General features: G+C 52.5%; 11 protein-coding genes. 7 read left to right on the plus strand and 4 right to left on the minus strand.

Annotated elements, in window-relative coordinates; genetic code table 11:
• Nucleotides 1–60: 60 nt before the first annotated feature.
• Nucleotides 61–468 (plus strand): competence protein CoiA family protein, encoded by a 408-nt coding sequence (locus tag NO878_RS13330; protein WP_256406470.1) that lies wholly within the window; start codon nucleotides 61–63, stop codon nucleotides 466–468.
• Entirely contained in the window at nucleotides 465–1,178 is a 714-nt protein-coding gene (locus NO878_RS13335; RefSeq protein ID WP_256406471.1) for a hypothetical protein, read from the plus strand. Before NO878_RS13330 ends, NO878_RS13335 begins: the two co-directional genes overlap by 4 nt.
• A 45-nt stretch (nucleotides 1,179–1,223) precedes the next feature.
• Here NO878_RS13335 and NO878_RS13340 read toward each other — a convergent pair whose 3' ends face one another.
• Both NO878_RS13340 and NO878_RS13345 read right to left on the minus strand, forming a co-directional pair.
• Nucleotides 1,224–1,676, minus strand: a complete 453-nt coding sequence (locus NO878_RS13340; protein ID WP_256406472.1) for a hypothetical protein — start codon at nucleotides 1,674–1,676, stop codon at nucleotides 1,224–1,226.
• A gap of 1,040 nt (nucleotides 1,677–2,716) precedes the next feature.
• Complete coding sequence (locus tag NO878_RS13345; protein ID WP_256406473.1) at nucleotides 2,717–3,472, minus strand: hypothetical protein; 756 nt, start codon at nucleotides 3,470–3,472, stop codon at nucleotides 2,717–2,719.
• Nucleotides 3,473–3,781: 309 nt separating this feature from the next.
• On the opposite strand from NO878_RS13345, the gene NO878_RS17185 reads away from it, so the two are divergent.
• Both NO878_RS17185 and NO878_RS13355 read left to right on the plus strand, forming a co-directional pair.
• Entirely contained in the window at nucleotides 3,782–4,300 is a 519-nt protein-coding gene (locus tag NO878_RS17185) for a sigma factor-like helix-turn-helix DNA-binding protein (RefSeq protein ID WP_256406474.1), read from the plus strand.
• A 45-nt stretch (nucleotides 4,301–4,345) separates the two neighbouring features.
• Nucleotides 4,346–5,188 (plus strand): hypothetical protein, encoded by an 843-nt coding sequence (locus NO878_RS13355; RefSeq protein WP_256406475.1) that lies wholly within the window; start codon nucleotides 4,346–4,348, stop codon nucleotides 5,186–5,188.
• 102 nt (nucleotides 5,189–5,290) lie between these two features.
• Here the strand turns inward: NO878_RS13355 and NO878_RS13360 are convergent, their stop codons facing one another.
• Entirely contained in the window at nucleotides 5,291–6,202 is a 912-nt protein-coding gene (locus tag NO878_RS13360) for an HFX_2341 family transcriptional regulator domain-containing protein (protein WP_256406476.1), read from the minus strand.
• A 298-nt stretch (nucleotides 6,203–6,500) separates the two neighbouring features.
• Here NO878_RS13360 and NO878_RS13365 point away from each other — a divergent pair, with 298 nt between their 5' ends.
• The 3 genes from NO878_RS13365 to NO878_RS13375 all read left to right on the plus strand — a co-directional run bounded on the left by NO878_RS13365 (nucleotide 6,501) and on the right by NO878_RS13375 (nucleotide 9,376).
• Nucleotides 6,501–7,331: a hypothetical protein gene (locus NO878_RS13365; protein WP_256406477.1), complete on the plus strand. Its 831-nt coding sequence runs from the start codon at nucleotides 6,501–6,503 to the stop codon at nucleotides 7,329–7,331.
• Nucleotides 7,274–8,395, plus strand: coding sequence for a DsbA family protein (locus NO878_RS13370; protein ID WP_256406478.1), 1,122 nt, complete (start codon nucleotides 7,274–7,276; stop codon nucleotides 8,393–8,395). Before NO878_RS13365 ends, NO878_RS13370 begins: the two co-directional genes overlap by 58 nt.
• Before the next feature lie 360 nt (nucleotides 8,396–8,755).
• Nucleotides 8,756–9,376, plus strand: a complete 621-nt coding sequence (locus NO878_RS13375; RefSeq protein ID WP_256406479.1) for a hypothetical protein — start codon at nucleotides 8,756–8,758, stop codon at nucleotides 9,374–9,376.
• Nucleotides 9,377–9,667: 291 nt separating this feature from the next.
• Here NO878_RS13375 and NO878_RS13380 read toward each other — a convergent pair whose 3' ends face one another.
• Nucleotides 9,668–11,797: a DUF262 domain-containing protein gene (locus NO878_RS13380; protein ID WP_256406480.1), complete on the minus strand. Its 2,130-nt coding sequence runs from the start codon at nucleotides 11,795–11,797 to the stop codon at nucleotides 9,668–9,670.
• Nucleotides 11,798–11,803 lie beyond the last annotated feature (6 nt).

The following is an 11,803-nucleotide window of genomic DNA, read 5'->3' on the forward strand; positions in this document are numbered from 1 at the left end:
CTGTTAGAGTTGATCGGCGGCAGAATGTTTAGGTCACACGACTGAGTACAGCGAGGTTGGATGCCGTTTTTAGCGCATCGGGAACCGGAGACTGGAGCTGCGGAGAGTTTGGTTACTCCTGAAGAGGTCGATGACGGTATCGACGTGTATTGTCCTGAATGTGGTGGCCGGATGAGGCCGCGTGGCGGTTCCGGTGAGAAAGCACGGCACTTCTTCCACGTTGAATCAGTCGGCGGCAACAAGGGTTGTTCAGGACTGGGTGGTGATGTCGGTGAGTCTGAGCGCCATCAAGTATTGAAGTCATTGGCAGTATCCGGGCTCAGGGCCCGTTTCGAGGATGAGGATTTGGCGATGTGTAACTCCGAGGTTGCGGTCGACGTAGACGAAACCTTGAGCGATGCTTCTGTGCGCCGCGCAGACGCACTGGTAGAATTCGAAGAAAAAACCAGTTCTTCGGAGACGGAGTGATCGTCGAGGTGCAGTACGGTAACAAGGCAAAGAACATTCCGCAGGTATCTCGAGACTACTTGGCCGCTGGGTTCTCGGTGATGTGGGCGTTTGAGGATGACTTCACCGGTGACCGGTTTCTGTTAGACCGATTCGAGAGGGCGTTCCAAGAGCAGGATGGGACTGCGTTTTCACCTTACACTACTGAGCCGAGCGAGGTATGGGAGGTGTTCGATCCACGGGAATGGTTCGATTTTCCCGAGGATTGGCAATTGGAAGATCCGAATCCAGACTGTAGCCATGAGTTCGAACACGGTAGAGACGAGATCGAGTGTCTTCTATGCGGTACAGAATATCGGCGGCATAGCGAGAGCCAGTCACCGATTTACCGGGAGAACAACGATCCGATGCATCGTGTGGAGACTGTTTTCGTCCGGGTCGATGACGAACTCGAAAAACCGGTGCCAACTGACGGGCTTCCACATGTCCACAGCTGGAGTGGCGGCCATGAAAGCAGCAAGCTGTCATGTAGGGAACGCGGTTGTTACGCAAAGAAAGTGGATGGGAAATCAGAGATCGTTATCGAGTATACGCGTAAATCAGCAGATGACTTGGAAACCCGTCAGATGAATAACTGTCGGCACGAATGGAGGCGAACTGGGGATGGTAAGGAGTGCTGGAAATGCGGGAAAGAGAAGCCGGACGATGATCTCTACGGGCAGAGTTGGTAACAGGGAGATAAAACCTCCATTCGGATCTCATCTTAGATTTGCCCGTCAAAACGGGATTCGGTCTTTAATGAAGTCTTTCAACCATTCCTTTCTCGTTATGTCGCCAGTATTCCAGGTTCTCCGTTGTATCTTGAAGATGTATCGGTATTCGTGGTAGATCCAAGCCAGCCAGGAGATCGCGACGAATGCTCCGAACATATTCGATAAAGTATTCGGTATGGATCGGGATTTCAGCAGCAGGACAAGCCCAAGGAATAGCAGGAGTCCGGAATAACGGAGCGACGTTAGTTGGATTCTGAACCACAGGATTTTGAGGTCAGCAAATAGTTCTGAGGCAAATGTTATGGTCAGAAAGCCGGCGGCCATGATCAAAGTGGTTAGTGCCAGACTTTCGTAGTATAATAGATCGTTTCCTCCACCTAATGCGAATTGGATGACAACGAGGATGACTGCGAAAATCGCGATAGATCTCCCTGCCATTTTATCCACGATATCCATAGAATTCTCGTTGCTCGGTGATTCGGTTGCAATAGCCGGATTCATTCCAAGGATCAGCAGATGATCTAAGACAAACACACCGATTAGACTGGTGGATAAAATCGATGGAGAAATCAGGTTTGTGAGGTTCAATTTCTATGTGAGAAGCAGTAATCGTGCTCTCTTCCTATAGAGGTCTCGCAGCCAGCTTCTAAACACGTTTTCTCAAGTTCAGCTTTTTCTCCATTATCGTCATCACTCATGCGTTTCTTGAGGTTCAGGATCTGTGTTCAAGGCAGTAGGTGTGTTCTCTTCCAACCGGTGTTCTGCAGCTAGGTTTCGCGCACTCTTTCTGACCAGTCAATTGTTGCTTGTCGTCTTGATTCCCGCTCATCAGCTGTTACTGGTTGCTGACTGTGTATAAAATTCAGTATTAGAACTATCTCTCCGCGTTCAGGGGTCGGTGATAGGCTGTGTAACGGGTTTAGTGGCGATGTGCTGCGCAGTAACTATGTTCTCTGCCGACGGGAGACTTGCAGTCAGGTTCCGCACATTGTTTCTGATCAGTAAATTCCCGCAGAAATTCATCGTCGCTCATATCTGTGGATTGTTTTTCAGCGTCGATGTGCTGCGCAGTAGGTGCGTTCTCTTCCGATAGGTGTTTTGCAGCCAGGCTCTGCGCATTCTTTCGCTTTCGTTACTTCCGGCCCGTCATCTCTCCCACTCATACAGGGAAAGTGGTACGTGACACAGTATAAAACTCAGTATCAAGAGGGACTTCCAGCGTTCAAAGGCATCAGTTTCCGGTGGTCGGATTGTTAGAATCGATGTGATTTACAGTAGGTGTGCTCTCTTCCAATCCGAGTTTTGCAGCCGGGTTCAGCACACTGCCTTTGCCTTGTGTTATCGGGCTCTCCCTCTCGGTTTCCACTCATACTGGTCAAGTCATTCTTGTTTTGATGTAAACTTTGGCAGTAACCGTTTTTCAGAGAGGTTGGCTTCGTTGAAATCGTCAATATCTAATACATTCTGTCATCGGTCGATAAGTATGGCGTGTGGATTTATCGCCACTTCCTCACCACTGAAGGCGCGCTCCCGCGGATATGATACGGGAATGTCCTATTAACTAGATTCTTTGATTCGAGCTCATTTACAGTCTTATCGACTGTCCCAGAATCCAGGGCGAGGTGTTTTTCAGCCAGTTTATAGAGTAGTTTCTCTGGGATCCCCCGGGAAAATCCCTCCTGTTGTTCAGCCTCCCATATGATCTCTGGAATAGACCTAAACTCATAATCGACAAACTCAGCGACAATTTCATCAGCCGTACTGTCCTCATTGATTGCCTCGTAGTCGTAGTCTATAATCGAGGCTTCGTGCTTGGTTAATTCCGTAGGAGCAGCCTCTGTGTTAGCCGGTAGCAGGGATTCATCACCAAGTGGTAAGTGGTTTTCACGGATATCTTCCTTCTCTTCCTCTGATTCTGCGTGCTGAAGTCGTTCCTCAAACCGCTCTAACTCAGTTTGTTGGTGCGCCTTCTTTAGTTCAACGAGCATTGAGCGGAGAAGTGCAGTGTCATCAATTGTTTCGACAAATTTAGCGGTTTGCTGCGTGTCCATATACATCAGTTGGTCAATAACTGATCTATCGATCCAGCGGAACTCACCCTCCTCTGCTACTTCAATCGATTCTCCATCAAAATCCTTTCTTGGGGCAAGTAAGGACAGCGACGGCGATTTTAATTCTTCTTTGAAGGAACAAATCGACGCCTCTTGGTTAAGCTCATACTTATCGTAGTTTAGCGGCGAATTTTCTGTCATAATCGAGACTAGTTATTACGTTGATTATCCCTGCGTACAGTTATGTATAAAGACATATCGATTGTAACAATCACTCAGTAGGCATACCTGCCTAACGGCTGTCTTAGCTGGAGAAGTTTTGAACCGATAGGATTTCAACAGAGCCTTAGAGATCTTTTGCCGGCGGAGAACGCTGCTCGATAGGCATCCGCCTGCAACTATCGGTTGTCGTCTTCCGCAGCAAGAATTAAATATTGCTACTGTATAGTAGTAATCAGAAGAACCGTGAGCACGAAACCAGACACGTCTGACCTGGTCCCACCGGTCCCCGTGACCGAAAATCACGGGAATCCACCGATCATCCGCCCGACCGATGAGCGTGAGCTGGATGACGATTCAGAGCCTGCGCCACGTCTCATCTATATCGGCGAATACGCCGGAAAGAGTGCCTACTACAGTCCACTCCGTCGGTCGATCATGTTAGGGACAGTTCACGGTGGTAGCTTCACTGAGGAGGCGGTCCTCGATGCTCCTGGCGCTGAGGATATCGACGAACACATCGAACACCTCGTTGCAACCGCCACGGATGAAGGGGTCGAATACACCCTCTCGAAGCAAGCTCTCGGGCTCCTTGTGGCGAAGCGAATCGCCGACGCAGACGCCATGCCGAAAGGACAAGCGCGAGCCTACCTCCTTCGAGACATCTTTGACGTATCACGACAGGATACGGCCACTATCTTAGGTGTGGCACCAAGCACGGTCGATACACAGCGGACGGCAGGGAAAGAGAAAACTGAACGTGCTGCCCTCTTGACGCGCGGACTTGACGCAATCGCGTCACAATACTGAACCACACGGGTTTTTGTAGTCGGTCGTGCAGAATTCTCAGTATCTGTGCCAGAAGAAAGCCTTCGTCTTGCGACGACAGACCATTTTGACGAGGGCCTTGTTGAGGAATTACGTGACGGATTTGAGCGACTCGGGGCTGTTGAGTCGCCATTTACACTCCGACTTCCGTCAGAGAATTCCACTCCGGAGGAGCTTCAGAGAGCCCGGCAACTGCACGCTGAGCGTCCTCTTGATGAACGTCGCCAAGACGAGCTACGATCGGACGATCTAACGCGAGATTTCGAGCTCTGGCGGGAGAATATGGATGCGTATGATTATCCAGGTGTGGATACGCTCTCTCTAAACGTCCAGCAGCAGCGGGCGGAGGCAGCGGTTGCTATTGCTCAGTCGCTGTTCAATTTGGCGGCCATCGAACGACACGTTTCATTTGATAATCCGGCTGTTCGTGGCCGGTATTGGCCATCGCCGCCAACAATTGAGCTTCGAACTACGGAGACGGATTTTCCAGGTTGGCGATATCCGTGCGTCCTTGCTCACGAACTCGGACACAACGCTGATAATCAAGTAAAGTATTGGAGGACCTTCTATTCAGAAGGGGACGTTGGATCCGAGTCTCTCTTCGAAAACCAGGTGCAAATTAGCCAGGCGCGGACGTTGTCCGAACGCATACGCGGTGAAATTATTGAGAATGATATCCCAGGAACCCTGAACTACCGTGAAACCCGGTCTGAGAAGGCTGCAGACGCATTTGCGGCCATGATTCTCGAGCCAGACCGAACCCGTGATCATGCATCCGCTATCGCTTCACGGCTTGAATCCGTCTTCGAAGATTTCTTTCAGCATTTCGAGCGCAAGCGGCAGCAATTAGACAAGGACTGGCTCTCATAGAGATGAATTCCTACCGATGACAGTGTTGCTGGATCACGAGAACACTTGACATCGAGCAGTCTATGCCGAGTGTCTATCCTGTGAGGAACCTGTGCGCCCTTGTTAGTGAGTTTGTACCCACAGTCTTCCCATCGTAGAGAGCTGCGTTTCCAGACGATTTCCGACCTTCTCACGGGCCACATATCCCTTCTCGTCGAGTTTCGAGACGTTGTACTGGACACGACTTCGGAAGGATTCATCGTATTCTTCTCCTTCCTTGGCAGCCAATTTCTTGGCAAGGACCGAGGTCGACTGGATTGGGTCTTTTCCAGAGAGAAAATTCAGAATAGTCTCTTCGAAATCATCTACGTCACTTCCTGGCGACGAAGGGAATTCAACGTACATCTGCCCATCGAGATTCTGTGCACCCTCGGTGATACCGTTGCTCTCGATTCGGTCCAAGACACTCCGAATTTCCTCGTACTGTTCGTGGACAGTCAAATCCTCGTACCGTTTCAGGTCATCAAGCGTATCCGCAGCGTTTTCGAGAACTTCTCTCATCCGGTGTACCAGATACTCATCGGGCGAAACATAGTACGTGTGGAGCATGTCCCGGATCTCTTCCACATCCTCCAATTCTTCCCGATCCTCAGCAATTATCGAATCCGCTGCAGTAGCAAACGCAAACGCAACCGTTCGTGGCATCGACGAGATATTCACGAAAACCTCGTTCCCCTCCTTCAATTCGTCAAAAATGAAATCGTACGCCTTTGGATAGAGAGTCTCGTAATCGAACATCTCCTTCGTATCAAGTGGTTTCAGTTCGACCTCGATATCGATCAACTCGAAGGATTCCACCAACTTATCGGCCATCTTCGCCGCGAGCTCCGCGGCCTTATTCGTTCCCTCATCCTCTGGATCGCCTTTGTGGGTCACGAGAACTACACGGTCAGCATCGATATTCCCTTTGGAAATTGGGTAAATCAGGCGATCAAAGTCGAATCCCACCGGGATGAAGTGGACTCGTTCGGTCATGGTTCCTCCTGTCTGAGACTCATGGTAAAGACCTTCGTTATGCGCTTTCTACGAGGGTAGAATTATGTGTTTATCGGCTATGGAATTGACTGAGAACACTAATTCATCCTCTTTGTAGAAAATCTGTCCAACATGTTTATCCCTGTTCATCACTTGGTCTCACGTAGGCACCACAGAGACAAAACGTGCCTGAGAGATCCGATATGCCCGGTGACCGATTCCCCCACGAGTTCGTACCGAAGATACAACCGAGCTACCACGTTGATCAGATGGTCTACAGGGGCAACGAGGTCGATAAATGAGTTCGTATTCAACACCTCCAAGCTCCCGTAGAGGCCAGCAAACCCTCCACGAGATAGCTGTATCCCGCCTCATCAGTCAGTTCCCTGCCGGGATCATCCTCCGCTACGAAGCCGACAATGACCAGTTGGAGGACTTCATCCTCGGGAACAAGCTCATCACCTACGTGATGTTCAACTTCTCCGATGCGGTGGAGCTCGTCGAGGAGCACGAATCCTTGCACTCCTACCTGTCTAATTGGCAGGTGCCCATCGTTACGGCAACCGAGGCCGACGACATACTCAAAAATCGAACACGCGACAACATCCGACACCTACTGGAGCGAATCCAGCCGGCGATCTACATCCCGGATGCCGGGAAGGTCTACGGCAACGACCTGAAGTCCAAACAACGAGGTGGACTTCGGGAGTATCGGATCCGAGTTGACTGGGTTCTCGACGAGATCGAGCGACAAGGATGGGAGATTGAAATCCTCCCGCTCGCGAAGGCGATGGAGCCGTGGCAGTTCAAGGAAATGCTCCCGTGGTATCGGAAACACGGGTTCCAGAACTTCGCGTTCTACGCGAGACAATATTACACCCACGGCAATCGGTTCAACGACCTCCGAGACCACACGAACAACCTCGTAGACTTCGCCAACCCGGACAATATCTTCATGATTGCACTCCACGGCGAGACTCATCTACGAAAGCTCCCATCGCGAGTTAACGGAGCAGCTGGCCTCAAGCAATTCATAGACGACTGCAACTACGATAATGACCAGTTCGAGCCGTGGCGAGACGACCTCGAAGCGAACGCCCTGAACGCACCCGACATCCTAGAGTACTAACAATGGGTAACAGTCCTACCGGAACGAGCGAGACCGTCGACGACGAAGAGGAAGAGCAAGAACCCTCAGTTCACCCCAACCAAACGGAAGTTGAGGACCACGATACCTCCGAGGGGGAGACTACGGTCGCACCACCCAACGATGGGGGTGGTGCTGGAGGTGCAGGTGCAGCGGCAGGCGCGGCAGCAGGTGCAGGTGCGGCTCCCGTCCCGACTGGTGGTGAGACTGAGGCTCCCGACGAAGACGAACCTGAGGAAGAATCCGAAGTTCCCGAACCATACGAGTCCCCCGACCCGTCCGACTCACCCGAACCACCGGAGGACTGCGAGCACCCGGACGACTCAACGGACGAAGAGGAAGACGAGGAACAGGAGCAGAAGGAGGCCGAGATAACCGTCCACACTGATCCCTGGGACGCTACTGGATGGGGAAACGAACCCGACCTCCGTCGTCTTCAAAAGATCTTCGGGGGCAACCTCACAGTCGAGTACAACCCACTCCCACCTCGTACGATTGACGAGTGGGACTCCACTATCGAGATGCCCACCGTCGACGACCTTGACCTTCCGGAATCCACTACGGAATCATATCGAGCACTCATTGCCGCTCAAAGGCAAGGTCTTGCCCGCGAGTACCTTCGGCGACTTCGGATCGCTGCGCTATCGGATGGACGGGATATCGAGGATGAATACATCCTAATCGAGCTCGCCGAAGAGACTGGTCTCGACACCGATCAACTTCGAGCAGACATGGCGAACATCGACGTTCCCGAACCGAGTGGGGAGATGCCACGGATCGAGGCCATGATTGGTGACCTCCCACACAGTTGGGTTGGGAATATCGAGTCCGGTCGAATCTTCGCTCGCATGGTCGGGGAAAACGTCCAACCCGAACCGACTGGAAGGTCTATCCCGCAGTTCGTCATGGAGTATGAACCCGTCGCAACGACAGAAGTCGCCGAGACCTTCGAACTGGACCGAAACCAAGCGGTGGCGGAACTTCGTCAATCGGAGAATACCGTTCCTCGCGACCCCGGTGTCGAGGCATTTTGGGTTACTGTCTAAGTCTCTTCCCGATCAAATCAAATCTCATCAAGAATTTTAACGACTACACAAATCCCACAATCTAATGGTCACGGGCTTCTACGCGGCACTTGCGGCAGCAGTCAGTGTCTTTATCGGTATTCTCACTGCCTTGCTCAAAAGCAACCTCTCCAATCTAAAAGCCAACGAGAACAGATTGAGCGCCGAATTGGGGCCATAAACTCGGAACTTCCACATCTCACCGGGCAACTGGAAGAAGTCGAAGAAATAATCGATCAGAAAGAGGAAGCGATTGACGAGGTCCGCGACGATCTGCCGGATGATATCGACCGGGAGGAGCGGAACCGCCGGATCCGCGAGGTCCGGGAGCCCTACGAAGAGATGGATCCACTACCCGGCGACGAAGCTGAGGAATTCGCGGAGCTGCAGGATCAGTTACAGGCGGAGCGTAAGGAGATCATGGATACCATCGAGAACGAGATTCGGCAGGCGTTCGGCCACTACAAGAAGGGCAACCGGTGGACCAGCGAAACCATCCTTTACCAGCTCGTGGAATCGAACTATCCTGATCACACGATAAAGCGTCACTACCGGCCGGACTTTCTCGACGGACTGGAGCTGGATATCTTTCTGGAAGAAGCCGAGGTCGGGATTGAATACCAGGGAATCCAGCACTACGATGCAGTGGATCACTGGGGTGGCAAAGAAGGCCTCAAACAACGGCAGGAGCGCGACCAGAAAAAGAAGGATCTGTGCGACAAGCACGATATCGATCTGGTATGCATCCGGCACGACCAGGAATTGACGGATGCACTTATCGAACGGACAATCGACCCGTTGATTAAGGAATGGTTGTGCTGCGTGGTGTCAGACAGCGGTCGATTCTTCCGCAGAAGATCGTTTGTGATGGTATCGGAGGCTTCCCGCAACCGCCATACCGAACAGGATGCCGACACCGTGCGCCACAATATTTGTCAATCCGCTGCCAGACGTGATATCTGACGGGAGCGAGGCAGTAAATCCGAGGACACTCACGAGGATCGAAACTAAGAGTACCAAGCTCAGCCGGCCGTTTTTATTCCCCATTCAGATAGTTCGGCCGCCGATGCCACGTGTCCTCAGATCATCCGAGATCTCCAAGCAAGCCAGGCGAACGACGACTAAGCAGTCGGTTCATTTACAGGCGATTGGCTGGGGTCGAATAAATCTTCGACACGCGTGATAATCCATCACATCGATCACGGGCACAAAAACTCGGACTGCGAGGTTTAGACGGATCGTAGAAACTGGGCGTTAGGTGGGGGCCTCCACGGTAATCGCCTCGTCGGTGGGTGACCAGGTATGCTTGTTCTGCTCGGCGAGACCGACGTTCTGGAGGCGACTCAGAATCGAACCCACTTCGTTTCGTTCTGTACCGTTCGAATTTGGTTCTGTGAACGGTGAATCGGGAAGTTCGCACACATCCCCGTGGATGACACGGCGAACCGCGCCGCCGGTGTTCTGGCGGAGTGCCTTGAGGACGAACTGTTCCTCCGCCGTAAGCCGGTCAATGGCGTCTGCAGGTTCTTCAACGCCGCCAAGACGTGTCTCAGGGGTCTCCCATTCTTCGAGAACAAACTCGATTATCGCCTCCTCGCGGTCCTCGATATTTTCGACAGACCACTCGTCGTAGTTGTCTTGGATGTCCCACTGAACCCAGAGCTTCGACTCTACGTACCCTTCGTCGCGCTTTGTCTCGAACGCAGCGTTCCCCCACTTCGAGTTCCACGATCTGCTTGCCAACGTGAGGTTCCCGAGGCGGTGAACATATGCATCATACCGAGCTTCGGGACTCGGATACTCGTCGGCATCCTGGATCGGGAGTTCGTCAGGACTCTGTGGCCAGATGTGTTCGACCGTGTATTCGTTACTCATTGCTTCCGAGAGCGTCGGGCCCCCACGTTCACCCTTCTCGTCAGCTCGGTGTTCGTTGTAGAAGTAGAAGAGGTACCGAAGGTCCTGTGAGCTTGCTTTCGAGTAGAGGTCTGCAGCGGACAGTGACCGTCGGAATTGCGAGTCGTCCTCGTATCGATTCATCAGGGAGACGACTTTGCTCACCCAGACATCGGCAGGGCTGTCCTTGCTGAGGTTCCGAGTGCGGACGTAAAGGCTGGATTCACCAGTGTGGCTCCGATGGTTCCCAATAGAGTAGACGCGGAAGATGTACGTCTCAATCGCGTTCAGAAGCTCCTGTCTCCCGTCATCATCGAGGTTCGGCCAGGCTTTGAGGAGCAGCGGGTAGAAATTCGTCGCATGACGCAGGCGATGTATCCGCTGGACAAGCGTCGAGATGTCGTCGTCGTCAGTACGGTCGAGTACTTTCGCTAACGCGTTGAACCCGCGCTCCAAGCTGTTGGTGTAGTCGCGGATGTATTCCAAGCACGCTTGAGAGTCTTCCCTTCGAAGCGTGCGAACGTGTTCTTTCAGTTCGGTGAGGAAGGCAGGATCGCTGTACTCGTCGGAGTTTGACCAGTCGAAGTACGAGATGAAGTGATACCGCTGGACCGCATCGTCGCTGATGTCGGTGACGTACGGTGACTCCAGCATTGTCTGGTGGTCGTTATACATCTCTCCGAAGGACTGCCGAATGCGGCGAATGGTTGCTTGGGCCTCACCTTCGTCGGCCGCAGCGAGGTAGGCCATCCGCATCAGGAAGGACTTCGTCTTGTCGAACGTTGAGAGGGACCGACCGCGATCGTTGACGCTGTCGAATATGAGTGTCGCCTTCTCCGGGTTGGCTGCGTCAACGACGTACACCATCAGTTCGAGTTCTAGGATGGTCTCCCAGAGTTGCTTGAGTTCGGTGGCGACGTCTACGGGATTGACACCAGGGGACGCAGTGAGATTATCGAGTTGTTCGTCGAAGTATTCCTTCGCCTCGATCATCTTCCGCTGAGACGGGCGCTCTGGCTCGTGAACGTCGTGCCCGGTAAGCAACCATTCGAGGTACTTGTTGTCTTCCTCGTCAAGTAATTGGAGCTGATAGATGTTGTCCTCTACGAGAAGCGTCTCGCGCATCTCTTCGACGTCGCTGAGTATCTCGGCCTCGTGATCCGTTTCCGGTGCGATATCCTCCAGACTCTCCGTCATTGAGCGCACCAGCAACGCAAGCGAGGTGAGGCGTTGTTGGCCATCGATGAGGAGGTTGATCGGTTTCTCTCTAGAAGATCCGTATCTACCAGTACCCCCACCGCTTTCCGTTTCATCCGTCTTCTGGATGATGATCGTCCCGAAGTAGTGCTGCTTGTCCGGAGGTAGCGTGTAGAGGTCAGTCCAGAGGTCGTCCCACTCCGGTTCGGTCCACGAGTAGTACCGCTGGTACTCCGGAACGTGGAACACCCCTGCTGTCGTCAGTTCTTCTAACGATTTCTTTCCCGATTCCATACGCCT

Source organism: Haloplanus ruber (genome assembly GCF_024494725.1).
In the GTDB taxonomy this organism is placed as follows: domain Archaea; phylum Halobacteriota; class Halobacteria; order Halobacteriales; family Haloferacaceae; genus Haloplanus; species Haloplanus ruber.